Below are 26348 nucleotides of genomic sequence, written 5' to 3'. Positions count from 1 at the left end.
CTGCTTCTAGTACGAGAGGACCGAAGTGGACGTATCTCTGGTGGTCCGGTTGTCATACCAATGGCATAGCCGGGTAGCTACATACGGACGGGATAACCGCTGAAAGCATCTAAGCGGGAAGCCCACCTCAAGATTAGATTTCCCTAGGGGTTTAACCCCTCTGAAGGTCCGTCGAAGACTACGACGTTGATAGGTTGGGTGTGTAAGTGCAGTAATGCATTGAGCTTACCAATACTAATTGACCGTGAGGCTTGACCATATAATAGGTCTTAGACAATTTTGATACGAGACATGATCGTTTCCAAAGTTGACGCGAATACAAACAACTTAAGCAATTCAATCTGACATTGCTGTTACTAACCAACTAATCAAATTTATTCGTGAGTGGAGTGCAAGATAAAATGCAGAGATGCATCAGCACTTCAAGCACAAGCCAGTTTTCCTGGGGAAAATAGCGCTATGGAACCACCTGATCCCATCCCGAACTCAGAAGTGAAACGTAGCAGCGCCGATGGTAGTGTGGGAGATCCCATGTGAGAGTAGGTCAACCCCAGGGCTTCATTAAGAGCTCCTAGCTAATTAGCTAGGAGCTTTTTCTTTGTCTGGATTTTTTAAGTAATTTTTAAGTAATCTCTCTTTATTCAATAGAGTTAATAGAAAGCAGGATGATGAATGGCTACTAACAATCCTGGATGTTTTCTCCTTAAGAAGATTCGTGGAGTTGCGGGAACCGACTACTTCACTCTTTTAACCGGTGCATGCCCGCAGTTTGAGCATTTTCGATGCCTCTTGCCGGCACGCGATTATTGGAAGTATGCAGTAGTAAGATCCGGCAACTCATCAGCCTTTGTTGTTTCAACTAATCATTTTTATGATTCTTAAGAAGATAATTTCTGGAAGAACGCGATAGTGAGGACCGGCAGTTCATCAGCCCCTGTTTGTTCTAGGGTTTGAACTCATAAGAGGATTTATTGAGTGGCGGGAGCCGACTATCTCGCTCTTATCACAACTGCATGCCCGCCGGCCGGCATTTTCAATGCCCCTTGCCGGCACGCAGTTTCTGGAAGAATGCGATAGTGAGGACCGGCAATTCATCAGCCTCTGTTTGTTTTAGGGTTTGAACTCATAAGAGGATTTATTGAGTGGCGAGAGCCGACTATCTCACTCTTATCACAACTGCATGTCTGCCGGTTGGCATCTTTGATGTCCTCTGATGAGTGACTTGCTTTGTGTTGGTAGTAAAAAAACCTACATGGGGATGATCCGATGTAGGATTTAAGTGGATGCGTTATAGTTGACGAATTTTATCTAGAGACTTTATCGTAAAACTTTGGCTTATTTTTCTAATGATCTTAACCATGCAATCTCTTCTTTCCAGATCGCTGGTTCTATGGTTTCTAAAATGAGTGGCATATTACGAAAGCGATCATCTTGCATGATATAGCGGAAAGGGGGTTCCCCTATTTCTCCTTGGCCTAAACTATGATGTCGGTCAACACGGCTCGCAAAAGCTCCTTTTGAATCATTGAGATGGAGCGCCCTTAGATAATTGAAGCCAATAATTTTATCAAATTGAGTGAAGGTCTCATCACATCCTTCTTCAGTGCGAAGCTCATAGCCTGCGGCAAAGGCATGGCATGTATCGATACAGACACCGACTCGACTCTTATCCTCGACATCTTCAATAATTTGAGCAATGTGTTCAAAATCAAAGCCTAGATTAGTCCCCTGTCCTGCTGTATTTTCAATAACGGCAGTAACTCCTTTTGTCTGATCAAGAACAATGTTGATCGATTCAGCAATGGTCGCTAAACACTCTTTTTCACTTATCTTATTTAGATGACTGCCGGGATGAAAGTTGATGAGTTCAATTCCTAATTGTTCACAACGTTGGAATTCATCTAAGAGAGCATTTCGTGATTTTTCAAGTTGCTCAGGATCATGGTGCCCCGGATTAATCAGGTAACTTGCGTGGGGTAATATATGTTTAGGTGAGTAATGGTAGACTTCTAGAAAACGTTTATAGTTGTCGATATCCCCTTTTTTGAGTGGGGGACCTTCCCAGCGGCGATTATTTTTTGTAAAAAGGGCAAAAGCATTTGCACCAATTTCATGAGCATTTTTGACGCTATTTTGAACGCCTCCGGCAGCACTGACATGTGCTCCAATATAATATGTCATACTTAATCCTCTTCTAAAAATTCTTCTCTATTGTACGAAAAAATGAGCCGAAAAGGGGTATTTGCCCTATTTAATTCCTCAATCTCTGGGATTATAGGTAATGATCAGTTCCGGTTCTTGAGTTTCAGTATCTATCTCCTCTTTTTGGATTAAAAAACCATGGTGAAGATAGAATTGAACGGCATTACTATTTCTCTTATAGACTCGCGCTTCTAGAGGAGAGAATCGATTTTTAGCATCTTCAAGTAGGATTGAACCAATGCCGCGATGTTGCATTTTAGGCTCAACAAATAGTGCCCCTAACCTATGTTGATAGTAGGCATAAAACCCGACAATTTCACGCTCAATAATCGCCATATAAGTCTCTGCAGTAGGGAGATAAATATTGCAGACATCCTTCGCTTTAGAGCGCCAGTAAGATTCTGGAATAAAGTGATGAGCCTCAATAGAGGCATCTAACCAAATCTGAATAAGAGAGTGGAAATCTTCAGGGCGACTTAAGGGGCGAATCAGAACAGAGTTAGGATCGATCCGATTCATCTCTGTAGGCTCGATTATGTCGGCGGTCGGTTTTGTATCTGTAGACATCAGTCCTCTTCCTATTGTTTATAAATGAGATAAAAAAAAGCACCTCTTTCGAAGTGCTTCTATGAGAGTCGAGTAAGGTCGAACGAATTCTATTTTACTCGCAAGATGACTCTTTTACTAGAGAGTTCTTATTGTTATGACTTCTTATTAAAGTCAGGATGGTTTACTTGACGATACTGTTGAATCGCTTCAGCAATACCTTCTCCCCCTACTTGTGAACGTACATATTGGGTACTGAATACTGCTCTTTCTGCTTTTGCTTCTGCTGAATTGTCATTGAGCGATACAATCATTGTGACAATAAATGCAATAGGAATAGAGAAGAGTGCAGGGTTGTTGTAAGGAATAATTCCATCGCCATTCCCTAAGACTTTACCCCAAACCTCAGGACCTAAGATAATGATGATCACTGCAGATGCTAAACCTGCCGCACCACCAATAACCGCTCCACGTGTTGAGAGTTTTTTCCAGTACATTGAGAGGAAGAGAAGTGGGAAGTTTGCAGAAGCTCCGATTGAGAATGCAAGCCCTACGACGAAAGCAACGTTTTGGTTCTCAAAGAGGATCCCTAATAAGATTGCGATAATACCTAAAGCAATCGTGGTATAGCGAGAGATCTTCAACTCTGTCTTCATGACAGGTTTCCCTTTCATGATCACATTAGCATAGATATCATGGCTAATTGCTGATGCGCCTGATAAGGTCAATCCTGCAACAACTGCAACTAAGGTTGCGAAGGTTACTGCGGACATAAAGCCTAAGAAGAGGTTACCACCAACAGCATGTGAAAGATGAATCGCTGCCATGTTATTGCCACCAATTAATGAGTCACCGCTCATATACTCCGGCACACCCATAACATAGACGATTGCACCAAAACCGATGATGAACATTAAGAGATAGAAGTAACCGATAAAGGTTGTCGCATAGAGAACTGATTTACGTGCTTCTTTTGCATCTTTAACAGTGAAGAAACGCATTAAGATGTGGGGAAGACCGGCAGTACCAAACATAAGACCAATTCCTAATGAGATAGCATCAATAGGGTTAGGGAATTGAAGACCGGGTTTCATAATATCGATACCATTGGGACTCTTTTCAACAGCATGTTTAAAGAGTGTGCCAAGATCAAAACCAGACCAGTAGAGTACAACAACAGACATTACAGTTGCACCGAAGAGAATCAATACCGCTTTGATCATCTGTACCCAAGTGGTTGCGAGCATTCCTCCAAAGAGAACATACATCACCATCAAGACCCCAACGATCATTACCGCAAAGCCATAGCTTAAACCGAAGAGTAATTCGATCAATTTACCGGCACCTACCATCTGTGCAATCAGATAGAGTAGAACGATCGCCATTGTTGAGAAAGCGGCAAGAATACGAATAGGGCGCTGTTTGAGGCGATATGCCGTCACGTCAGCAAAGGTAAAGCGACCTAAATTACGGAATCTCTCAGCCATAAGGAAGAGAATAACTGGCCACCCGATAAAGAATCCAAAAGAGTAGATTAATCCATCATATCCCGAGGTAAATACCATCGCGGAAATTCCTAAGAAGGATGCGGATGAGAGATAATCCCCGGCAATGGCTAAACCATTTTGGAATCCTGAAAGGCCACCACCTGCGGTATAGAAGTCGGAAGCTGACTTTGTCTTATTGGCTGCCCAGAAAGTGATCCAGAGCGTTGCAATAACAAAGACAAAGAACATAATGATTGCTGTCCAATTCTTCTCGCCTGCTTGTTGTGCAAAGGCACTGCTGAGAAGCGGCGATAATAGAATCGCGCTAGCTGTTAATGATCTATTTAAGCGTTTCATCTGCCGCCTCCTTAATTAAGTTTTCAGTCATTGGGTCATAGACTTTATTGGTACGGCTGATATAGAGCGCCGTTAAAATCGTTGTCCAGATAATCAGGAAGAAACCTGCTGGAATTCCCCATGTGGTTACAGAATCTTTAGAGATAGGCATTCCTACCAAGTTAGGTGCAAATGCAACGGCAAGCATCAATAGGATATAGAGTCCTAGAGTGAGTGCCAGTAGCGTTAAACTAAAGGTCTGTTTTCTTCTGACTACGTCATAGAATTTAGGATTTTTACTAATCGCGATGGTCATTGCATCATAATCGCGTTGCGTATTATCCTGATTTGAATTGGACATAATATCCTCCTCGTATTGTAGATAGTGATGGTATTAAAAACGGTTACTTCAAATTGTTAATTTAATTTAATTTAATTTATTTCGATTCAACTCAACGCAATTTAACTCAATTCAGTTCAATCTAGTTTTGTTGTATTGATTGTTTATCGCTATTCTGATAGATATTTTTATCCACATTGCTCTGTTTGTAATCGATTTTCTCTACGGTGAAATTCAATACTCCATGATCCATTAAAGGCGAGATGTTAGATCATCGATCTAATCTCTGCCATCTATTATTTGAAATCTGTAAAGGAACATTCGGTTACAACTTTTAGGGGAAGATCATTCATGTGATCGCTCCTCCTTTTCTTCGCTGCTACTTCCTCTTTTCTTCTCCTACTAAGGATTTTTATAATCAAGTTCTAATCCTTAACAAGCGTTTAATAAACTTTGATCTAGTGTCTTCATCTAGATTTTCATTAATTCATTAAATCTTTTTTGATTTTAAAAAGGTTTCAGTAGCTTGCTTATCACACTTTACAAACGCTTCTTATTTTGCCTCATTCAATCTCTCTATTGAGAAAGTGAGGGGGAGATATCGATTCGATGGAGTCTCCTTTCTCAGTTGCAAATTGTGATATTACTCTGTGTCACTCTTACCGTTCTACTCTATGAGAATCCCTATTATTGCAAGAGTGTGGAATAAGATTTAGCACAGCGGTTGGAAAGACCTTCTTGATCAGCGCTCTGATCGATCTGCCCAACCGCCTGCTAACACCTATATACTGCCTCCTGCCTGTGCGTCTCCGTCCTTTTTGGATCTCTATGCGCACATTTGTTCTCCTAGGGTGGATGAGTTAAAGCTATCACAGCTTTTTTTTTATAGCAACTCAGAAATAAAAATCGGGCATTAACTCCTCAATTAGAGAGAAGTTAATGCCCGATACAATATTATTTAACTTACTGATTCTTCTGTGATTTATCTTTTATCGATCTTCGATTTTGATTTATATTTTTAGTAAAAGATGTTTTTGCAATATTTTCACAATATTTTAGATAACGCGTGAGAAACGATTATCATTTTTACGAAGATAAGCATCAAAAACCATGCCGATGTTACGGATTAAGAGACGACCTGCATCCTGTACATAGTAGCGATCATTGTCGATAATAATTAGCCCATCTTCCTGCATTGCATTGAGTTCAGGAAGATCATCTTTGAAGTATTCTCGTGCATCAATACCTAAATCTTCACTGACCTTATCGAGATCTAGTTTAAGGTTACACATAATCTCTGTAATCACATGGCGACGAATCAGATCATCTTTCGTCAGTTTTACTCCACGCATAATAGGAAGCTCACCACGATCGATCATTGCTTCATATTGTGGCATAATTTTGGCATTTTGCGCATAGATATCTCCAATTTGAGAGATCGAAGAGATACCCATTCCAACAAGATCACAATCTGAATGGGTACTGTAACCTTGGAAGTTACGGTAGAGTAGTCCCTCTTTTTGGGCAATGGCTAACTGATCTGTCGGTTTGGCAAAGTGATCCATACCGATATAGACATATCCTGCATCCGTTAAGCGCTCAATCACCTGTTTTAAGATGAGTAATTTCTCTTGAGGGGATGGCATATCTTCAGGATTCATCTGCTTTTGTGTCTTAAAGAGATGGGGCATATGTGCGTAGTTGAAGACAGAGAGCCGATCAGGTGAAAGTTCAATCACCTCTTCGAGTGTCCGATTGAAACTATCGACCGTTTGGAAAGGAAGGCCATAGATGAGATCGAGAGAGATTGAATTAAAACCTGACTCGCGTGCGGCGGTTAAAGTTTCTATCGTAATCTCTTTCGGTTGAATACGGTTGACCGCGACCTGAACCTTCTCATCAAAATCTTGTACTCCCATACTTAAGCGATTAAAACCGATAGAGCGCAAGAAGCGAACGGTATCAGCATCAGCTTCACGAGGATCCACTTCAATGGAGATCTCTGCTTCATCATCAGAGAGAAGATTAAACTCCTCTCTAGTCTTCTCCATCAGTGAGCGCATCTCATCATGAGAGAGAAATGTCGGCGTACCTCCGCCCCAATGGAGTTGTTTTACCGGCGCACGATTACTAAAGAGCTCTCCTTGCATCTCCATCTCCTTAAAGAGCCGATCGAGATAGGGTTGTGAGCGCTTACGATTATTGGTAATAATCTTGTTACAACCACAGTAGAAACAGATCGTTGCACAAAATGGAATATGGAAGTAGAGAGAGAGCGGATTTTTCCTAGCATTAGATTCAGCTGCCGCCTGTTGATACTCTTTGCTCCCAAACTCTTCGGTAAATTGAACCGCAGTAGGGTAAGAGGTGTAGCGAGGACCCGCTTTATCGTATTTCGCGATGAGGGCTTCATTAAATATTTTATTTGTCATAATGCTCTATATTCTCTAATGATAAGCTTCTGCTCGAAGATCTATGAAGGGTGAAGATCGGGTTAAAATGGCACAATGATCTTACTCACCCGGTATTTGTAATGTATTTATGATGTACCTATACTGTTTTTATGGCTTTTAACCCATAAATTTAGCTTCATTATAACGTAAAGGAGCGGATCATGATGCTTTTCTCCTGATTTCTTGAGCGAAGTGATCTAATTAGCGGTATACTTTTATTAGGGAGTCCCTCCCTGTATCAATCTGTTTTTTATGGTCATTAAGAGGAGTCATTAAGATGCGCCGTACCAAAATTGTAGCTACATTAGGTCCTGCAACGGATAAACCTGGAGTTCTTGAGGGAATTATTAAAGCAGGGGTTAACATTGTTCGTCTCAACTTCTCTCATGGCGAGCATGAAGAACATAAGGCACGTGCTGAAGCGGTACGAGAAATCGCTGATAAATTAGGTGTTCGTGTGGGGATCTTATCGGATCTTCAAGGGCCTAAAATTCGTATTGAGAATTTTGTTGAAGGGAAGGTTGAACTCGAAGAGGGGCAGGTCTTTGTACTCGATACCCAATTAGATGAAGATGCCGGCAATAATGAGCGTGTTGGTATCGCTTATAAAGAGTTGGTTAATGATGTGAAGATTGGCGATACTCTCCTATTAGATGATGGCAATATTATTGTAGATGTGACAGGCGTTACAGAGACAGAGATTCAGACTAAAGTGGTTGTTGCCGGACCTCTTTCAAATCGAAAAGGGGTTAACTTAAAAGGGGGCGGTCTCTCTGCTGCAGCATTAACTGAGAAAGATAAAGAAGATCTCATTTGTGCCGCTGGTTTTAATACAGACTTTATCGCCGTCTCTTTTCCTAAAACTGCAGCTGATATTTTAGAGGCGCGTGAGCTGTTAAAAGCCGCAAACTCTAAAGCAGGTATTGTTGCAAAGATTGAGCGAACAGAAGCATTAGAGAATATTGATGAGATCATTGAAGCCTCTGATGCCATTATGATTGCGCGTGGAGATCTTGGTGTTGAGATTGGAGACGCGAAACTCGTTGGGGTTCAGAAACGTTTTATTAAACGTGCGCGACAGCTTGATAAGGCAGTGATTACAGCAACACAGATGATGGAATCGATGATTGAACATCAATCGCCGACTCGAGCAGAAGTAATGGACGTTGCTAACTCCGTGCTTGATGGAACAGATGCCGTTATGCTCTCCGCAGAAACAGCTGTTGGGAAATATCCCGTTAGAACAGTTCGGGCGATGTCAGAGATCTGTCGAGGCGCAGAGAGTGAAGTTGAGTATGCACAAGGTTTGCAAGGTGGTTACTCTTTAAGAGAGGAGCCTTTCAAATTTGAGCGCACCGATGAGGCGATAGCCATGTCTTCCATCGTTTTAGCGAATCACTTTGATATTAAAGCAGTTGCTTGTTTAACAGAGACAGGAACGACAGCGCTCTTGATGAGTCGTATTACGACGGATTTACCGATCTATGGTATTACCCGTAATCAAGATACATGTGGACGTTTGACGATTTGCCGTGGTGTAACCCCAATTTTCTATGATTTTAAACCTTCTCCCGATGATGAGATTCAACGTCAAGTGGTGAGTGTCTTAAAAGCAGAAAATGCGGTGGAATCAGGGGATCGTATCTTAGTTACCTTCGGTTCTTTCAATTTCCAACAAGGTGGTACAAACTGCCTTCGTATTGTGACGATTGATTAATTAGCGGTCAAAAAAGCAGTGAGAATGAAAAATAGGTTGCGAAGTCATAACTTTTCATTATAATATTCATTCTTACCTATGGAGGCGTGGCCGAGTGGTTGAAGGCACCGGTCTTGAAAACCGGCAACGGGTTAAACCGTTCGTGAGTTCGAATCCCACCGCCTCCGCCAATCTTAAAACCCTTAGCATTCGCTAGGGGTTTTTTATTATATCTGCAATAAATCATTGGTTGAGATCATCCGCTGAAATGATTCATTGCGGATGATTCAAGATTAGTAAATATTTGAAATGATATTATCGGGAAGGATGTTTTTTAATTTTGAACCTTCAACTAGAGCTATAACTAAATCTATAACTTTAAAATCCAAAAGCTTTAAACATCTCATTGGCATTCTGTTCTTGGATATTGTTGATCTCCTCCATTTGACGAATCATGCCCAATGCGGCACCGACGGGGCCATCGACATTAAAACCTACGCTACTTGATGTAGAACGTGTCTTGCTATTGCTGCGTGTTTGAGAGCTACTATTACAGTTGCTTTTGCGCGTAGTACTGATCCCATTCGTATGAAAATCGTGAGATTCATTGGTGATGCATCCGCCTTCTGTTTGAGTTTGACTATCGCCGGAGGTTTTACTCGATTTGGTTGTATGTACTTCCCCATAATTGCCTGTAGGCATAATGATTGCCGGCGTATCGTAGATTACAATTGTGCGCTCTTCCGTAGGGAATGAGATCTCGGTTGATGGCATCGGCGTATCGTAGATTCCATAAGATTGTTGTGGAAATGTGCCACAAGCACTTAGGAGTAAAGAGAAAGTGGCGGTTAATGAGAGATAAGTTAAGGATCTATTTTTCATTATCTGATATCTATTTTTCAATGTCTGTTTTGCAATAGTGTGATGATGTTTCTGAAGTGAAGCAGTAGCGATCTTTTTCCTATAGATGATAATCACTAACGACTTATAATCTTTCACATCTAAAAAAGGGATCTTATTTTATAGCCAAAAATATCGATTGTGCATTAAAAATATGAAGAGCTTATAAAATGATATTTTTAATTAATGAGTTGCTATCATTTGTTTTTTTTATAACGTTTTGAAAGCTTTGATTCTTAAATAAATGTAAATATCATAATTAAGATTTATGAATATTTAATGTTTTCTGCTATTGGTGATCTTTTATTAATATAATTTCAAAGAAATTAATAAATATAACCATCTGTTTTTATTTGCTTTTTTACTATGGAGATAAGTCCCTAACCTTAAATTCTCTATTAGAGTTAATTCCCACACTCATTTTACTTTGTAATATTATGTAAATCTCTTATGAGATTAATAGTTTTTAAAATAAAATCCTACACTCACAGATTGTTTTAATTATTGTCTCTTTCTGTCTAATAGTCGTTATTAGAATCGGTTTTGAAATATATTGTCCTGATATGTAAGTGGTGAATAGGATTATGAATAGGATTTATAAAGTTATTTGGAGTTATGTTAAACAAGCTTATGTAGTTGTTTCAGAACTATCTTCTCAAAGAAAGAAAGGTAAATCTTTATCGAAATTAGTTACGTTAGGTTTAAGTCTACTATTTATCTCTCAAGGAACAGTAGCATTTGCTCAAGACGCTATTCAAAATAATTTTTCTGACTCAGAAGAGGATATTCAAAATATTTCTGATATGGAGAAAGAAGGCCAAAATGAAATAGACGTAGTTGCTGGAGTGAAATATTTAGAGACTCCAACGACCTTTGCAGGTCTATTAGAAAATGAAACTCAAATTAGCATTGGACAAGGAGCTCAAGCAAGCGCTCCAGTCACAGTTGCTATAGGTCCTGGAGCGATTTCTAAAAATGAAGGGGGGATTGCTATAGGTAATAAGGCTAAATCAAATGAAGGAGCTATTGCTATCGGTGGGGTACCCAAACAGGAAATCGAGCTGTTTCAGTTGGAGATAATAGTGATGCCTCAGGTGATAAAGCTATTGCTTTAGGTAATAAGGCAAAGTCAACGGTACAAAATAGTATCGCTATAGGGAATCAAGCTACTAGTACAGCTAAAAATAGTGTTGCAATAGGGGCAAGCTCCACAGTTACAGTTGAGAATGCTGTTTCCTTCGGGAATGGTGAATTACAGCGAAAACTCATTAACATTGCAGATGGTGAACTTTCATCTACCTCTAAAGAAGCTGTGAATGGATCACAGCTTGATAAAACGAATCAAGATGTAGCTGCGAATAGAAATGATATTAATCTTGTAAGTAAGAGCCTTAATGCAGTTGGGAATAGGGTTGCGATTACTGAAGAGCAGATAACATCCATCAGTAAAAGTGTGGAAAATAATGCAAAGGACATCGCCCAAAATAAGCAAGATATTACTGATGTTTCAGGTCGAGTTTCAAAAAATGAGACTAATATCACTCAGAACAAGCAAGATATCCAATCTGTGATGAGTGGAAAAGCAGGGTTATTGGTCTTAGGTGAAAATTCGGAGATTCTTTTCAATCCTGATTTAGCCGCAGATCGCACTCAATTTAATATCGGTGGTGTCGATAGTGAAGGCGAAGTTGTTACCCGTAAAATAACCGGTTTAACGGCAGGGGAGATTGCGCAGAATTCTACCGATGCGATTAATGGTGCACAGCTTTACACTGTAAATCAGCAGAACTCTAAAGCTTTAATGGGTAAAAAAGCTCAGTTAAATGCGGATGGCACGTTGAAGGATATCGACTTTGCCGGTGCCGTTGGTGCCAGCTCGCCGGTGAACAGTGTTTATGATGGTTTAAGCACGCTCAACAGCCGTATTGTTTCGGGTAAAGCGGGTCTTGTGCAGCTCTCTGAAGATGGTAAAAAGCTTGTGATTGATAATGTTGCCGGTAAAACAGCTACTATTTTCGATTTTGCCAATGTCGATAGTGAAGGGAAAGTAACCGCTCGTACCTTAACCGGTATCGCGGTCGGTGATGTATCAGAAAACTCTACAGATGCGGTGAATGGATCACAGCTCAACAAAACTAATAAGAGTGTAGCTGAGAATAAAGATGCGATTGCAAAAAATCGAACTGATATCGATGCTCATCAGAAAGTAAATCAAGAAGCGATTAGCGGCTTGGATGGCCGTGTGAAGACAAATGCAGATGCGATTGCTCAGAATAAGCAAGATATCGAAACCCATCAGAAAGCGAACCAAGAAGCGATTAGCGACTTGGATGGTCGTGTGAAGACAAATACAGATGCGATTGCTCAAAACAAGCAAGATATCACGATAGTTTCTGATCAAGTTTCCAAAAACGAAGGGAATATCGCTCAGAATCGCACGGATATAGATCAAAACCGCGCCGATATCGATGCTCATCAGAAAGCGAATCAGGAAGCATTTGGTAAGTTAGATGGTCGTGTTACGACGAATACGAATGATATCGCTAAAAATAGCACTGCTATCCAATCTGTGATGAGTGGAAAAGCGGGATTATTGGTCTTAGGTGAAAATTCGGAGATTGTTTTCAATCCTGATTTAGCCGCAGATCGCACTCAATTTAATATCGGTGGTGTCGATAGTGAAGGCGAAGTTGTTACCCGTAAAATAACCGGTTTAACGGCAGGGGAGATTGCGCAGAATTCTACCGATGCGATTAATGGCGCACAGCTTTACACTGTAAATCAGCAGAATTCTAACGCTTTAATGGGTAAAAAGGCTCAGTTAAATGCGGATGGCACGTTGAAGGAGATCGACTTTGCTGATGCCGTTGGTGCCAGCTCGCCGGTGAACAGTGTTTATGATGGTTTAAGCACGCTCAACAGCCGTATTGTTTCGGGGAAAGCGGGTCTTGTGCAGCTCTCTGAAGATGGTAAAAAGCTCGTGATTGATAATGTTGCCGGCAAAACAGCAACAGCTTTCGATTTTGCTAATATCGATAGCGAAGGGAAAGTGGCCCCTCGCACCTTAACGGGTGTCGCGGCCGGTGATGTATCAGAAAACTCTACAGATGCGGTGAATGGATCACAGCTCAACAAAACTAATAAGAGTGTAGCTGAGAATAAAGATGCAATTGCTCAGAATAAGCAAGATATCGAAACCCATCAAAAAGCGAATCAAGAAGCATTTGGTAAGTTAGATGGGCGCGTAACAGCGAATACTGAAACCATCAAAACTACGAATGAGAATCTAAATAATGTTACTAAGAGAGTTACCGACAATGAGTCCAGTATAGAATCTCTCGGTTCTCGAGTAACGACAAATGAAGCGGGCATTACGTCTCTTGGAAAAGATATAGAGACGAATACAGGAGCTATTGCCAAAAACCAGGAAGATATCAAGACAGTTACTGAACAAACCTCCAAAAATACCAATGATATCGCTAAAAATAGCACTGCTATCCAATCTGTTTTGGGTGGAAAAGCGGGATTATTGGTCTTAGGTGAAAATTCGGAGATTCTTTTCAATCCTGAGTTAGCCGCAGATCGCACTCAATTTAATATTGGTGGTGTCGATAGTGAAGGCGAAGTTGTTACCCGTAAAATAACCGGTTTAACGGCAGGGGAGATTGCGCAGAATTCTACCGATGTGATTAATGGTGCACAGCTTTACACTGTAAATCAGCAGAATTCTAAAGCTTTAATGGGTGAAAACGCTCAGTTAAATGCGGATGGTACGTTGAAGGAGATCGACTTTGCCGGTGCTGTTGGTGCCAGCTCTCCGATCAACAACGTTTATGATGGTTTAAGCACGCTCAACAGCCGTATTGTTTCGGGTAAAGCGGGTCTTGTGCAGCTCTCTGAAGATGGTAAAAAGCTTGTGATTGATAATATTGCCGGCAAAACAGCCACGACTTTCGATTTTGCTAATATCGATAGTGAAGGGAAAGTAACCGCTCGTACCTTAACGGGTGTCGCGGAAGGTGATGTATCAGAAAATTCTACCGAGGCCGTGAATGGATCACAGCTCTTCCAAACTAACTCGAACGTCCTGGATAATACACGAGCAATCGCTAAAAACCGCACTGATATTGAAGCGAATCAAACAGCGATTAGTGGATTAGATGATCGTATCGTGACTAATACAAAGAGCATTGAGACTACGAATGAGAATCTTAAAAATGTTTCTGATCAAGTCGGCGTCAACGAAAAGGCAATCGCTGAGAATAAAGATGCAATCGATAAAAATCGAACTGACATCGATGCTCATCAGAAAGCGAATCAGGAAGCATTTGGTAAGTTAGATGGTCGTGTTACGACGAATACGAATGATATCGCTAAAAATAGCACTGCTATCCAATCTGTGATGGGTGGAAAAGCGGGATTATTGGTCTTAGGTGAAAATTCGGAGATTCTTTTCAATCCTGATTTAGTGGCAGATCGCACTCAATTTAATATTGGTGGTGTCGATAGTGAAGGCGAAGTTGTTACCCGTAAAATTACTGGTTTAACGGCAGGGGAGATTGCGCAGAACTCCACCGATGCGATTAATGGCGCACAGCTTTACACTGTAAATCAGCAGAATTCTAAAGCTTTAATGGGTGAAAATGCTCAGTTAAATGCGGATGGTACGTTGAAGGAGATCGATTTTGCCGGTGCCGTTGGTGCCAGCTCGCCGGTGAATAGCGTTTATGATGGTTTAAGCACACTCAACAGCCGTATTGTTTCGGGTAAAGCCGGACTTGTGCAGCTCTCTGAAGATGGTAAAAAGCTTGTGATTGATAATGTTGCCGGCAAAACAGCAACAGCTTTCGATTTTGCCAATGTCGATAGTGAAGGGAAAGTAACCGCTCGCACCTTAACCGGTGTCGCGGAAGGTGATGTATCAGAAAATTCTACCGAGGCCGTGAATGGATCACAGCTCTTCCAAACTAACTCGAACGTCCTGGATAATACACGAGCAATCGCTAAAAACCGCACTGATATTGAAGCGAACCAAGAAGCGATTATTGGATTAGATGGTCGGGTTACAGAGAATACTGAAACCATCAAAACTACGAATGAGAATCTAAATAATGTTACTAAGAGAGTTACCGACAATGAGTCCAGTATAGAATCTCTCGGTTCTCGAGTAACGACAAATGAAGCAGGAATTATTTCTCTTGGGAAAGATATAGAGCTTAATACAAAAGATATTGCCCAAAACAAGCAAGATATCACGAATGTGACAAAGCGTGTTTCTGAGAATGAGGATCATATTGCACAAAATAGTGAAGTCATTGCTAAAGGGCTTAACTTTGCGGCAGATAGTGGTGAGAGAAATCTTCAGCTTGGTGACAAGTTAAGTTTTATAGGTGGAGCTGATAGCACACAATTGAGTGACAATAATATCGGTATCAATATCAATAATCAGGGTGAGATTGAAGTGAAACTTGCGAAGAATCTCCATATTGATTCGGTACAAGCGGGTAATACTCAATTAAATGGATCAGGCTTATCTATTTTAGATGGTCCGAGCGTCACTACAAACGGTATTTATGCCGGTAATAAGGTCATTTCTGGTCTTTCTGCAGGAGAGAAAGATGATGATGCAGTGAATAAAGCACAATTAGATCGTGTCGCTCAACAGCTGAATGAAGGTCTCAATCTGGGCCTGAATTTTGCCGGTGATGATGGCCAATCTCATAATTATAAACAGGGTGAAACAGTGCATCTTCTCGGCGGTGCTGAAGTGCAGACTCTCACAGATAGCAATATCGGTGTGAATGTTGATGATGCCGGTAATATTGAGATTAAATTAGCGAAGGATCTGAATTTAACAGCAGATGGCTCGATTGCAATGGGTGATACAACACTTAACCAACGCGGTTTAATGATTGATGGTGGTCCGGCGATTACACAATTGGGTATCGATATGGCAGGTCAGAAGATTTCGGATCTTGCTGAAGGATCGGTTCATGCGAACTCTAAAGATGCTATCAATGGATCTCAGCTCTATGAGAGTAATAGAGCTATCTCTCTCGCATTGATGGGGGAGGGGGATCAAGGTCGACTCAATCCTGATGGCCGTTTAGAGAAACTCGATTTTTCATCTGCTTTCACCGGTGTTGAAGAAGGGACGATCACTAGCGTCTATCAAGGGTTTGATCACCTCGACAAACGTATGGATAGCTTTAATCGCTCGGGAGGTATCTTTATTCTGGGCGGTTCAGGGCAGGGGAAACCCAATGAGATTGTGATTAATAACGAAGTCGCTAGTGGGCGGGATACACTCAATCTTGCACAAGATAATGGTGACACTCGAAAAGTGACAGGTGTAACTGCAGGGGATTTATCAGAAACTTCTACCGACGCTGTAAGTGGATCGCAACTCAATCAAACTAATCAGGCTGTAGAGATTAATAGCAATGAGATTGCGCAAAACAGGGATGATATCAAAGACCTAACAGGTCGAGTAGATCAAAATAGCACTAATATCGGCAATATTGCCGATGCTCTTGGCGGTGGTGCCAGCATTGATAGTGATGGAAAATGGACAGCGCCTAACTTTAAAGATGCGCTCCAAGCGGATACAGATATCAATACTGTAGAAGATGGCTTTAAGCATGTGACTGATAGAATCGATACGATTAATAACAGTGTGGGTGACATTAGTGGCAAAGTAGAGAGCATCACAAAAGGGGAGAGTGGTGTTATTCAGGTCCATGGAGATGAGATCGTTATTGACGATAAGCTTGCGCACGGTGGTGATTTTAATATCGCTAAAGAGAATGGTGCCGGTGAGAATCGTAAACTCACAGGTTTAGCGGAGGGTAATATTGCGCCATCCTCTAATGAGGCGGTTAATGGCGGTCAACTCTATGATGCAAATACCGCAATTGCTAATCTCCTTGGCGGCGGTGCTATGGTCGATTCCTCTGGCTATGTGAAATATAATACGAATGGTAATAATTTTACTGTTGGTGGTAAAGGCTACAATAGCGTTGCTGAAGCGATTCAAGCGATCGATCAAAATCAGATGTTCGGTACAGGTGAAGCGGTGATTTATGATAAAGAGGGTAACAAATCGACTGTTGGCGCTATTACTATTACGGGGGATCAGCAAGCTAGCGCGATCAACTTTGCGAAAGCAGATGGCGCTGGCCGTAAAGTGACCGGCGTTGCTGATGGTTATATCGGTGCCGGCTCAACAGAAGCGGTCAATGGTGGTCAGATCTATGAAATGAATCAATCGATTACGCAGGCTAATCAACAGATTCAAAATATTAACTATACACTCAATCACTACAATACTCGTATGAATCATATTGAGAAAAAAGTGCATGAAAACCGTAAAGTTGCAAGTGCCGGTATTGCTAGTGCGATGGCGATGAGCTCGATTCCCTATATTGACTACTCAAAATACTCATTTGGTATGGGTGTTGGCTATTACGATGGTGAGAGTGCGATGTCGATGGGTATTCAAGGTCGTATTAATGATCGTGCAAAATATCGAGTTCAATTCTCTTATGATACTCAGAATAAAGTAGGGATAGGTGCTGGTGTGGCTTTTGAATTTTAATCTCTAAGCATTAATCCCTAAGTATTAATCTCTACTTGATCAGTTAAGTCGATCAAGTAGATTCTATAAAAATCGGATTAACTCCGAAATTGAACAGATAAGTTCTTTTCGGGGTTATTTTTTATAGAGAGGGATTAACCTACTTCAAGTCTATAAAGAATATCCCTTTTCTCTATTTTCCTCTATTGTCCCTAAATCATCTATCTGCTCCTATGCCAAAATCAGCATCTTTTACCGCTTTTTTCATCAAGAATAAAAATGCTAAATCTTAGACTCTAGATAGAGATGTGAGATTAAAAAGTATCCACATTGAAAATAATAATAAAGATAATAAGGAGATAGATATGGCAAAAAAGAAGGCGTCAAAAGAGTTGAAGCTAGCGGTCGCGGCATCAACCGTGGGCTCCGTGGCTGAATGGTATGAGTTCTTTCTTTATGGAACAGCATCCGCACTAGTCTTTGGACAAGTATTTTTTAAGCAGACAGGAAATGCGATTGATGGAATATTAGCAGCCTTTGCACTCTATGCCGTTGGTTTTTTAGCACGCCCATTAGGAGGAATTATATTTGGTCATTTTGGCGATAAATATGGGCGAAAGAAGCTTCTGCAGATTAGCTTGATTATGGTGGGGATTACCACCTTTTTGATGGGAACAATTCCTGGCTTTGATAGCATCGGCTATTGGGCGCCGGTATTACTAGTTTCTCTCCGCTTAATTCAAGGATTTGCTTTTGGTGGGGAATGGGGCGGTGCTGTGATTTTAGTCTCTGAGCATAGCCCACCCGATCGAAGAGGTTTTTGGGCTAGTTGGCCACAAGCAGGCGTTCCTTTAGGAAATTTAGTGGCGACCATTATTCTTCTACTCTTATCTACATTATTAACCCAAGAGCAGTTTTTAGATTGGGGTTGGCGCGTTGCTTTCTGGTTCTCTGCTGTTGTCGTCTTAATTGGACTGTGGATTCGTAAAAGTGTTGATGATGCGCCGGTATTTAAGGAAGCTCAAAGACAGCAGGCACTAAAAGCAGAAAAGCAACTCGGTATTGTTGAGGTATTGAAATATCATAAGAAAGCGATAGCTGCCGGCATCGGAACCCGTTTTGTTGAAAATATCTTATATTATATGGTGGTTACTTTCTCCATCAGCTATCTAAAACTAGTGGTTCATAAAGATACAACAGAGATTTTAGTGATGATGTTTGGCGCACATTTGATCCACGTCTTCTTTATTCCGCTGATGGGGCATTTAAGTGATGTTTATGGAAGAAAGCCGATCTTTGTAACGGGCGCAGTTTTGACGGCGACATGGGGATTTTTCGCATTCCCCATGATGGATACGGGGCATGATGGCATTATTATGTTGGCGATTATTATCGGGCTCTTCTTCCAATCGATGACCTACTCACCTTACTCGGCACTAATGACAGAACTATTCCCTACACATGTGCGTTATACGGCGCTTTCACTCTGTTATCAGATCGCTCCAATCTTAGCAGGCTCATGGGCTCCCTTAATCTCGTTAGCGTTACTCGATCACTTTCATAGCTCGGTGCCGATATCGATCTACCTTGTCTGTGCGAGTCTCATCTCTATTGTTTCGATCTCTTTAATTAAGGAGACAAAAGGGAAATCGCTCAGTTTTGATGATAAGTAGGGAGATAACGAAAAAGATATGAAGGAGTGATAAAGATTGATAGAAAAATTTATGTAAGAAACAGTTGCAGAGTTTTAACTTTTCATTATAATAACATTCTTATATAAATGGAGGCGTGGCCGAGTGGTTGAAGGCACCGGTCTTGAAAACCGGCAACGGGTTAAACCGTTCGTGAGTTCGAATCCCACCGCCTCCGCCAGATATGTCAAACCCCTTGTTTAACTCTTTGAGTTGCGAGGGTTTTTTGTTGTCTTTTGAAAGTTGAGTGAAGATCTATCCCTCTGATTAATGACGCACTTTGAGCCATTTTCCTTCGATTCTGCTATGATCTAATAATTAAATTCCCAAATTATTGGATCGTGCACTATGTCAGAACAGACCGAAATCGGCGATTTCTTCTGGGAGATCAAGTCGCAGAAGCAGAGACAAGGCACTTATCAACAGCTGAAAAAAGCAATGCTTCAACGCATGTTTGTATAAAGAGGCGAAATGGATATCTATAAAATCAGTGCTTCTCATTTAGAGGCGATTAAAGAGCAGCCCTTTCAGCTTGAAAAAGAGATGCAACAACTCTTTGAAACTCATTTATCCCTGCTGACCGGCTTAACATTGGTGAAATCAGAATTTCTGCTCAAGCAATTTCGTTTCGATACCTTAGCATTTGATCATGAGAAACAAGCATTTGTGGTGATTGAATATAAGCGCGATAAAAATCAGAGTGTTGTGGATCAGGGCGTTTCTTACCTTAATGCTTTGCTGGAGTATCGGGATAGCTTAATCGTTGAATATAACGAGCAAAATCTAGGACAAACATTAAAGCGTAGTGATGTGGATTGGAGCCAGAGCCGGATTCTTTTTGTTGCCAATGCTTTCACCGATTATCAAAAAAATGCCACTAATTTTAAAAATTTAGGTATCGAACTGATTGAGTTTAAGCGCTATAAAAATGATCTATTAACCGTGAATTTTGTCGAGCGTTCTAAAAGTGCGCCGGCATTACCGCAATCTATGGCATCCGAAAAAGGTGAAAATGCGTCTTTAGCCAATATCACCAAAGAGATTGTTGTGTACGATGAGGACACTTTTTACCAAAGAGGTTCGGAAAAAACCATTGAGCTTTACGAGCGGTTTAAACAGGCCATTTTAAATCTCGATAATGAACTGCAACTGGTTTATACCAAGTTTTATGCTGCTTTTAAAAAAGATAAAACCAATATTGTGGATATTGAGATTCAAAAGAGAGCATTAAAACTCTATATCAATGCAGTTTGGGGATCATTAGATGAGCCTAAGCATATTTTCCGTGATGTGAGTCATGTCGGTCATTATGGAAATGGAGACTATGAGATGATCATTTCAAATAGTGATCAATTAGAATACATTTTAAGTGTGATTAAGCAAAAGCTTTAAGGAGAGGAAAAAGATAAGATGTTCACAGCTATTAAAAAGATGATGACTAAAGCAGCACCAAAGCAGGCACCAATACAAGTCTCTTTGCCGAGCTTATTAGAAACAACAGATTATGTGAATAATAGTGCTAAAGCCCATAAGTTGATGAAAATTATTCATTCCATTGATGATTGCAATGCCAATGATTTCAATTATGTAATATCGGAATTGTTACAAAAAATGGGGTATAGCACGCAAATTATTGATGGTAAAAATGATAAAGGCGTCGATATTATTGGTTTTGTTGGGAATCAGAGAGAAATAGCGGTGCAATGTAAAGCCTGGAACCCTAAAAGAAATACAGAACAGGTTAGTAAAGAGTGCGTTCAAAGTTTTAAAGGAGCAACAATGAACGAATATCAATATGCGCTCTTTTTTACAACGCATTATTTTACAATGCCAGCGCTAGAAGCAGTGGATGATTTTTTAATTTTAATCGACCGTAAAAAACTATTTATGCTTTTAGCAAAATACTTTCCAGAAGCCTTTGCAAATAGTTACTATCAATATTCTATCGCCGAGTTAAATCCCTGTAAGGCTTGTCATAACGGTAAATTATTAAAGCTCTACTCGAGGAAGAGTAGTAAGATCTATTATTGGTGTGAAAACTGTGGAAATGTAGATTTTAATTTTCAACCAAAATCATGATATTGCATGATATAAAATTGCTAATGGTTAACCGTCTAAAAGAGGAGAAACGGTATTGAGATAGGGGGATATCTTTTTAAGGTTGGTCTTTAGAAAGTGAAGGGTAAAGAATCTATTATTCCATCTTATTACTTTATTATTAAATATTAAATTTAAGGCATATTCTATTTATGACGGTATGTTCTTCAAATATTGTTGTATTGATCGATGCTATTTTAGAAGAAGTTGCCAAATATGGGACATCTTACGTTAAGCAAGCTTATGGCGATTGGAGCTCCCCGGCACTTAAAAGCTGGAAAGAGAAATGTTTGAGTCATGGATTAGTGGCCGTTCAGCAGTTTGCTTATACCCGTAGCAAAAATGCGACAGATATTGCGATGGTGATCGATGCTATGGATCTATTACATAGTCAGCAATTTGATATATTTTGTATTGTTTCGAGTGATAGTGATTTTACCGGACTAGTTTCTCGTATTCGTAAAAATGGTATTCAAGTCTATGGGATTGGTAAACAGTCAGCGCCCGCAGCATTTCGCAGATCGTGTGATAAATATATATTTATTGATAATTTGCTGGTTAGAGATGAAGCATCAACCGAGAGTCTAGTTGACCTAGTGGATCGTGGGAGTAAGTCTGTTCGTGTTGGCCAAAAAAAGGTCTGGGATCAAATCTCTCTTCGATCAGATTTATCATTATTGAAGTTGATTCGCAATGCCATTAAAGAACATGATCAAGATACAGGGTGGGTCTCCTTAGGCGTTGTAGGATCTTATATTAATAAAGTAGATCCTGAATTTGATGTTCGAAACTATGGTTATTCCAAGTTATCAGAGTTAATTGAAACGATAGCTCTATTTAGATTGAATCGACAAAAAAATACACTTCATATTGCTTGTAAATTACCTAAAAGTGAACTTAAAAAAGTGCGAGAAATTATCAAAAAATATAGTTGTGATGAGAAAGATAGAGCGTTATTAGATAGAGACCGGATAGGTCGAAGATTGAAAGATAGAGGCATTCATTATAAAGAGACATTGGGTTGTGGCTCTTTGACCTCTTTTTTGAAAAAATAGCAAGCTGGTAATATTTTGTTTTGATAGGGAACCAAAATTGTTAGTTTTGGCTAAAAAGAGACTTACGCTATTTCATTATTGAATTTTCAGATAAATAAAATAATATATCTCACTTTAATGAAATTTTAGTTAATCGATTTTTGATTTATTTAGCGTCTGTTTGGGAAAATATAATGACCGTCTTAATTATTTTAGGTGTAGTTTTAGGAATCCTGCTCTTTATGGGGGCAATTTATCTCTTTAATCAACATTGTGAAGATAAGTTTGGTTATCAGTTTTTGACCATGGGTGCGACGGGATTTTTGGGAATTGGCGCCGCTATATTTTATGGTGGATTAAAGTGGTATCAATCATCATTGACGGGAACGGGAAGTGAATTTTTAGGGTTAGAGGTTAATCGGGAGACCTTGAATGGTCTTGTGGTGATGGGCATCGCTATTATTTTGTATCTTTTCGTGGCAATAGTGAATTATAAGGAGACGGATTGGCTTTATGGCACTATTGGCACGACTTTACAATTCCTCTTATTGCCACTTTTTGCTTATGTGGGGCTATACCTTATGATTTTATATTTTTTTATAATAATCTGTTTTGGGTATATTACTAATATGTTCAGTAGAAATTAACAACTTTCCCTTCGTTTGCAATAAAGACCTGTTTTTCCCAAGTTTCTCAAGGTTCGTTCAGAGCGAGTTTCTCTTAAATAACGATGGGTCGGCAATAAAGATGGAGCGGGAGCGCACTTTTCTACTCTCTTTATGGTAGAAGTAGTGTGAGTAGGCCGCTAATAGTTCCTTTAGATAGTCCTCTATTTCGCTATCAGCTAATTGCTGCTCAACCGACTGATAGGAATCCAATTTCTAACCTCGAATCTCCTGACCAAAGATCATTACCTTAAAGGTATCTGTTTCCTGATTCATCGATATGGATCAGCAGGGGCGAGGTACAGTTGATCTTCTGCTTTACAATCGCCATAGAGAGTGGCTCTAAATGGACTTGGTAGAGTCGTTTCAATGCCTATATTTAGATCAGATCTCCTTTTATCAAGTTAAGGACGAATGTTGGGGGGGAGAAGTAAAAGTAAGCTTCTCTTAGATATTTGTGGTGAGACATGATGCTGAGCTTTCGGGATCTCGGTATTCCGATAAAGCTCATTTCTGCTAGCGTTATCTGTTTCCGTACTTCTTCTTCTCTTGCCACCATAACTCTCCGAGAGGATCTTACCTTGTTGGGAATCAAAATAGCGCTTGTCAGCGGGCAGATGAGGCACTTTAATACTCCTTTTAGATAAGTGAGGGGAAGATGGCAAAGTATCTCTTTGGAGAAGAGGAATCGGGAGCGATTATTTCGGTTTATGATCTGTTAGAAAAGCCACAAGTGCAGTGGGGAGTGATTTATTGTATCGGTTGTGGCACGCGCTTAATTCCTAAGGTGAAGGGGGAGGTGATGCAGCCCCATTTTGCTCATAAAGTTCAGCAGGAGTGCTCTCAGGAGAGCTATCTTCATCAGTTGGGAAAGCGCCTCTTTTTAGAGCAGTATCGGGAGGCTTTAGCTCATAATACCCCCTTCTATATCGATATCTCCTACGCTAATCGGTGCCGTAAATATGATCATCTCAATATAATGCCGGCGAAAGATTGTCAGTTAGGATCAACGGTGAAGAGATTCGATCTTACCACCTACTATCAGGAGATCATCTTAGAGCAGAGGGATGGAGATTTTATTCCCGATCTTCTCTTAAGAAGTCAGAAAAATCCCCAAGAGAAGATTTATATTGAGATTGCCGTCACTAGCTTTTTAAGTGAGAAAAAGGCTCACTCGGGAAATAGAGTAATTGAGATCCGCTTAGATTCAGATGCCGATCTTAAGTCGATTAGCGCACGCCATATCACCGCCGATGATGCGCTCTTGATCGGGTTTGATCAGGCTGAGTCGCCAATTGTGGATTCAGAGTGCCGCTGCGCCTTTAAGACCTATTTTGTCTTCTATCTCTTTCCTACTGGAAAGGCGATCTTAAAGGAGAAGAGCTTAGCTGCTATCGCTTATGATCTGCGCTCAAAAGCGATTATTCACCATAAGGTGCTATTACCATTTGATCGGAACAACGCCGATCTTGAGATGGGACTATTAGACTCCCCTTTAACTAAGAGGGACTTCTTTATTGGGGAGCTCACTAAAGCCTTTGAGCACGGCTTTAAGGTGCGAAATTGCTTTCTATGTCGCTACCATGGCGTTAATCTCTATGGCAGTGGGGTCTACTGCCGAGCGAAACGAATGGAGTGTTCATCCAATTTTGCCGCAGAGTGTAGCTGGTTTCGAGTCCCTTAATCACGCTTTCCTCAATAGGCTAAAAAGAGATCGAAAAGGGTGGCAGAACAGCAGGTTAAGTAAGCATTTTATGGGATTATTAACTACCTCAAAATCTCAAACAACTCCCGCTTAGCATTCTCCCTATTGAGTTGATCGGTCGGGAGATAATGTTTGAGTTCTCCTTTTTTCATAATACCGATATGGGTGGCGAGTGCGAGGGCTTCGCTAATGTCGTGGGTGACGTGGAGGATGATGGGTGCGTATCGTTGATGGATCATCTTTAGGACATCACGCATCTCATGGCGCGTTACATAATCGAGTGCGCTGGTGGGTTCGTCGAGCAGTAGAATATTGGGCTCGGCGATTAAGGCTCTTGCGAGGGCGACTCGCTGTTTTTCGCCGCCACTTAATGTCGCAACACCATGATTTTTGAGATAGGTAATTCCTAAGAGCGTTAAGATCTCATCGATCATTTTTTTGCAGCTCTGTGGTGATTCACCCCGCATCTTTAGCGGAAAAGCGATATTATCCCACACAGAGAGATGGGCAAAAAGTTCATAATGTTGATAGACAAAGCCGATATTCCGTTCTTCCGGTGGTAGTCGGTCGATACGTTGTTGATTGAAGATGATCTCTCCTTTTGCTTGTGGATAACGGCCGGCGATCGATTCCAATAGTAGTGTCTTTCCAGAGCCAGAGCGTCCGAGAATAATGCAGTAATCTCCTTTTTTAAGCGTCAGCGAGATATCTTGAAGCGCAAATTGGGAGAGTGTTAGCTGTAGATGATCAATGGTGAACATATTTCGATTTTAAAAGGTACTCAAAAATAGTAGAACAGAGTAGGGAGATGAGCATCAAGATCAGGGCAATGGCAAGCGCAAGGTCGAGATCACCGGTGGAGATATTGAGCATAATCGAGGTGGGAAGAATCTCTGTTTTTAGGCGCGTCGAGCCGGCAACCATCATCACAGCGCCAAATTCCCCTAATGCCCGAGACCAAGTGAGAACAATGACCGAGAGAAGTGTCGGTTTTAATAGCGGAAGTGTGACGTAACGAAAACATTGCCACCTTGATGCGCCCAAAGTTCTTTCGACAAAGAGCTGCTTCTCATTCAAATTGGCTAAACCTAAAACAATGAGGCGAATGGCAAAAGGGAGGTTAACAAAAACTTGCGCTAAAATAATCCCCTCTTTGGTGAAGATAAAGGAGAGATTAAACCATTCATCGAGCCATGTTCCAATTCCCATAAAACCAAAAAAGAGAAGTAATGCTACGCCGGAGACAATATGGGGAAGGGCGAGTGGCAGATAGAGAATCGGCATTAAGAAGTGCCGGAGCGAGGAGCGAGAGAGAAAGTAAGCAACAGGACCGGCAAGAAGTAGACAGATGAGTGTCGAGATGATCGATGTCATCAGGCTTAGCTGAATGGCAAATTGTACTTCACGCGATTTTAAGGCGGTTGGTAATTGCAGAAAACCCTCTTTAACGAGCATAAAAAGAGGTGCTGCGATAAAGAGGGTGATAAGTGCAACGATAAGGTAGAAGATCAGTTGTTTCACAGCGCTGATCTCCTAATATTTCTCCCGATTATTGGATCAACCATATGATGTATCGATAACAACATCGATAATAGTATCGATAGGCGCATCATATGCTGG

At 40.8% G+C, this 26348-nt stretch carries 20 protein-coding genes, 2 tRNA genes, 2 rRNA genes and 1 pseudogene; 15 read left to right on the top strand and 10 right to left on the bottom strand.

Annotated elements, in window-relative coordinates:
• From DC082_RS09655 to DC082_RS10665, 3 genes are all read left to right on the top strand, one after another.
• Positions 1–259: ribosomal RNA gene (locus DC082_RS09655) — 23S ribosomal RNA — on the top strand; the annotation flags it as partial.
• A gap of 182 nt (positions 260–441) precedes the next feature.
• A 5S ribosomal RNA gene (gene rrf, locus DC082_RS09650) occupies positions 442–556 on the top strand.
• A 116-nt stretch (positions 557–672) separates the two neighbouring features.
• Entirely contained in the window at positions 673–882 is a 210-nt protein-coding gene (locus DC082_RS10665; RefSeq protein WP_133243707.1) for a hypothetical protein, read from the top strand.
• A 453-nt stretch (positions 883–1335) separates the two neighbouring features.
• On the opposite strand, the gene nfo is transcribed toward DC082_RS10665, so the two are convergent.
• The 5 genes from nfo to hemN form a co-directional block, all read right to left on the bottom strand.
• Positions 1336–2181, bottom strand: a complete 846-nt coding sequence (nfo, locus tag DC082_RS09645) for a deoxyribonuclease IV (RefSeq protein WP_109236797.1) — start codon at positions 2179–2181, stop codon at positions 1336–1338.
• 78 nt (positions 2182–2259) lie between these two features.
• On the bottom strand, positions 2260–2769 hold the full coding sequence (locus DC082_RS09640; RefSeq protein ID WP_109236796.1) for a GNAT family N-acetyltransferase: 510 nt from the start codon (positions 2767–2769) through the stop codon (positions 2260–2262).
• A 134-nt stretch (positions 2770–2903) separates the two neighbouring features.
• The gene (locus DC082_RS09635) at positions 2904–4592 is read right to left on the bottom strand and encodes a cation acetate symporter (RefSeq protein ID WP_109236795.1); all 1689 of its coding nucleotides are present in this window, start codon (positions 4590–4592) and stop codon (positions 2904–2906) included.
• Positions 4576–4932 (bottom strand): DUF485 domain-containing protein, encoded by a 357-nt coding sequence (locus DC082_RS09630; protein ID WP_109236794.1) that lies wholly within the window; start codon positions 4930–4932, stop codon positions 4576–4578. The genes DC082_RS09635 and DC082_RS09630 overlap by 17 nt, the downstream gene beginning before the upstream one ends.
• Positions 4933–5966: 1034 nt before the next feature.
• Positions 5967–7343, bottom strand: coding sequence for an oxygen-independent coproporphyrinogen III oxidase (gene hemN / locus DC082_RS09625; protein WP_109236793.1), 1377 nt, complete (start codon positions 7341–7343; stop codon positions 5967–5969).
• Positions 7344–7641: 298 nt separating this feature from the next.
• Between hemN and pyk the strand changes: the two genes are divergently transcribed.
• Positions 7642–9081, top strand: a complete 1440-nt coding sequence (pyk, locus tag DC082_RS09620; protein WP_109236792.1) for a pyruvate kinase — start codon at positions 7642–7644, stop codon at positions 9079–9081.
• 80 nt (positions 9082–9161) lie between these two features.
• A tRNA-Ser gene (locus DC082_RS09615) sits at positions 9162–9251 on the top strand.
• 187 nt (positions 9252–9438) lie between these two features.
• Here the strand turns inward: DC082_RS09615 and DC082_RS09610 are convergent.
• Positions 9439–9942, bottom strand: coding sequence for a hypothetical protein (locus DC082_RS09610; RefSeq protein WP_109236791.1), 504 nt, complete (start codon positions 9940–9942; stop codon positions 9439–9441).
• Positions 9943–10544: 602 nt separating this feature from the next.
• Here DC082_RS09610 and DC082_RS09605 point away from each other — a divergent pair.
• From DC082_RS09605 to DC082_RS09565, 9 genes and pseudogenes are all read left to right on the top strand, one after another.
• Positions 10545–11075 carry an ESPR domain-containing protein gene (locus DC082_RS09605; protein ID WP_109236790.1) on the top strand — a complete coding sequence of 177 codons (531 nt, stop codon included), beginning with the start codon at positions 10545–10547 and terminating at the stop codon, positions 11073–11075.
• Positions 11045–11344: pseudogene (locus tag DC082_RS11110) on the top strand (hypothetical protein); the annotation flags it as partial. The gene DC082_RS09605 and the pseudogene DC082_RS11110, both read left to right, overlap by 31 nt.
• A gap of 186 nt (positions 11345–11530) precedes the next feature.
• The gene (locus DC082_RS09595) at positions 11531–17557 is read left to right on the top strand and encodes a YadA-like family protein (RefSeq protein WP_420810075.1); all 6027 of its coding nucleotides are present in this window, start codon (positions 11531–11533) and stop codon (positions 17555–17557) included.
• A 344-nt stretch (positions 17558–17901) separates the two neighbouring features.
• Positions 17902–19209 (top strand): fosfomycin efflux MFS transporter AbaF, encoded by a 1308-nt coding sequence (gene abaF, locus DC082_RS09590; RefSeq protein WP_109236788.1) that lies wholly within the window; start codon positions 17902–17904, stop codon positions 19207–19209.
• A gap of 109 nt (positions 19210–19318) precedes the next feature.
• A tRNA-Ser gene (locus DC082_RS09585) sits at positions 19319–19408 on the top strand.
• Between the two features lie 290 nt (positions 19409–19698).
• Entirely contained in the window at positions 19699–20619 is a 921-nt protein-coding gene (locus DC082_RS09580; protein ID WP_109236787.1) for a DUF5655 domain-containing protein, read from the top strand.
• An 18-nt stretch (positions 20620–20637) separates the two neighbouring features.
• A complete protein-coding gene (locus DC082_RS09575) occupies positions 20638–21306 on the top strand; it encodes a restriction endonuclease (RefSeq protein ID WP_229821708.1) in 669 nt (222 codons plus the stop codon).
• 170 nt (positions 21307–21476) lie between these two features.
• Positions 21477–22379 (top strand): NYN domain-containing protein, encoded by a 903-nt coding sequence (locus tag DC082_RS09570; protein WP_109236786.1) that lies wholly within the window; start codon positions 21477–21479, stop codon positions 22377–22379.
• A 173-nt stretch (positions 22380–22552) separates the two neighbouring features.
• Positions 22553–23005: a hypothetical protein gene (locus DC082_RS09565; RefSeq protein WP_109236785.1), complete on the top strand. Its 453-nt coding sequence runs from the start codon at positions 22553–22555 to the stop codon at positions 23003–23005.
• A gap of 57 nt (positions 23006–23062) precedes the next feature.
• On the opposite strand, the gene DC082_RS10860 is transcribed toward DC082_RS09565, so the two are convergent.
• Together DC082_RS10860 and DC082_RS09560 are read right to left on the bottom strand one after the other, a co-directional pair.
• On the bottom strand, positions 23063–23236 hold the full coding sequence (locus tag DC082_RS10860) for a hypothetical protein (protein WP_157957455.1): 174 nt from the start codon (positions 23234–23236) through the stop codon (positions 23063–23065).
• Between the two features lie 191 nt (positions 23237–23427).
• Positions 23428–23649 (bottom strand): hypothetical protein, encoded by a 222-nt coding sequence (locus DC082_RS09560; RefSeq protein WP_109236784.1) that lies wholly within the window; start codon positions 23647–23649, stop codon positions 23428–23430.
• Positions 23650–23681: 32 nt separating this feature from the next.
• On the opposite strand from DC082_RS09560, the gene DC082_RS09555 reads away from it, so the two are divergent.
• The gene (locus DC082_RS09555; protein ID WP_109236783.1) at positions 23682–24707 is read left to right on the top strand and encodes a competence protein CoiA family protein; all 1026 of its coding nucleotides are present in this window, start codon (positions 23682–23684) and stop codon (positions 24705–24707) included.
• Between the two features lie 83 nt (positions 24708–24790).
• Here the strand turns inward: DC082_RS09555 and DC082_RS09550 are convergent, their stop codons facing one another.
• Both DC082_RS09550 and DC082_RS09545 read right to left on the bottom strand, forming a co-directional pair.
• Positions 24791–25489, bottom strand: coding sequence for an ABC transporter ATP-binding protein (locus DC082_RS09550; RefSeq protein ID WP_109236782.1), 699 nt, complete (start codon positions 25487–25489; stop codon positions 24791–24793).
• Positions 25476–26249, bottom strand: a complete 774-nt coding sequence (locus DC082_RS09545; protein ID WP_229821709.1) for an ABC transporter permease — start codon at positions 26247–26249, stop codon at positions 25476–25478. The genes DC082_RS09550 and DC082_RS09545 overlap by 14 nt, the downstream gene beginning before the upstream one ends.
• Positions 26250–26348 lie beyond the last annotated feature (99 nt).

The organism is Ignatzschineria indica (assembly GCF_003121925.1).
Classification (GTDB): domain Bacteria; phylum Pseudomonadota; class Gammaproteobacteria; order Cardiobacteriales; family Wohlfahrtiimonadaceae; genus Ignatzschineria; species Ignatzschineria indica.
This window is presented reverse-complemented; position numbering and strand designations above follow the sequence as displayed.

What these genes read in the sequence shown, in the direction of transcription:
- DC082_RS09635 (WP_109236795.1), bottom strand. Translation starts at nt 4,592, where the DNA reads ATGAAACGCTTAAATAGATCATTAACAGCTAGCGCGATTCTATTATCG.
- DC082_RS09565 (WP_109236785.1), top strand. Translation starts at nt 22,553, where the DNA reads ATGACCGTCTTAATTATTTTAGGTGTAGTTTTAGGAATCCTGCTCTTT.
- DC082_RS09575 (WP_229821708.1), top strand. Translation starts at nt 20,638, where the DNA reads ATGTTCACAGCTATTAAAAAGATGATGACTAAAGCAGCACCAAAGCAG.
- hemN (WP_109236793.1), bottom strand. Translation starts at nt 7,343, where the DNA reads ATGACAAATAAAATATTTAATGAAGCCCTCATCGCGAAATACGATAAA.
- DC082_RS09630 (WP_109236794.1), bottom strand. Translation starts at nt 4,932, where the DNA reads ATGTCCAATTCAAATCAGGATAATACGCAACGCGATTATGATGCAATG.
- DC082_RS09570 (WP_109236786.1), top strand. Translation starts at nt 21,477, where the DNA reads ATGACGGTATGTTCTTCAAATATTGTTGTATTGATCGATGCTATTTTA.
- DC082_RS09595 (WP_420810075.1), top strand. Translation starts at nt 11,531, where the DNA reads ATGAGTGGAAAAGCAGGGTTATTGGTCTTAGGTGAAAATTCGGAGATT.
- DC082_RS09555 (WP_109236783.1), top strand. Translation starts at nt 23,682, where the DNA reads ATGGCAAAGTATCTCTTTGGAGAAGAGGAATCGGGAGCGATTATTTCG.
- DC082_RS09605 (WP_109236790.1), top strand. Translation starts at nt 10,545, where the DNA reads ATGAATAGGATTTATAAAGTTATTTGGAGTTATGTTAAACAAGCTTAT.
- DC082_RS09550 (WP_109236782.1), bottom strand. Translation starts at nt 25,489, where the DNA reads ATGTTCACCATTGATCATCTACAGCTAACACTCTCCCAATTTGCGCTT.
- nfo (WP_109236797.1), bottom strand. Translation starts at nt 2,181, where the DNA reads ATGACATATTATATTGGAGCACATGTCAGTGCTGCCGGAGGCGTTCAA.
- DC082_RS09610 (WP_109236791.1), bottom strand. Translation starts at nt 9,942, where the DNA reads ATGAAAAATAGATCCTTAACTTATCTCTCATTAACCGCCACTTTCTCT.
- DC082_RS10665 (WP_133243707.1), top strand. Translation starts at nt 673, where the DNA reads ATGGCTACTAACAATCCTGGATGTTTTCTCCTTAAGAAGATTCGTGGA.
- DC082_RS09640 (WP_109236796.1), bottom strand. Translation starts at nt 2,769, where the DNA reads ATGTCTACAGATACAAAACCGACCGCCGACATAATCGAGCCTACAGAG.
- abaF (WP_109236788.1), top strand. Translation starts at nt 17,902, where the DNA reads ATGGCAAAAAAGAAGGCGTCAAAAGAGTTGAAGCTAGCGGTCGCGGCA.
- DC082_RS09580 (WP_109236787.1), top strand. Translation starts at nt 19,699, where the DNA reads ATGGATATCTATAAAATCAGTGCTTCTCATTTAGAGGCGATTAAAGAG.
- pyk (WP_109236792.1), top strand. Translation starts at nt 7,642, where the DNA reads ATGCGCCGTACCAAAATTGTAGCTACATTAGGTCCTGCAACGGATAAA.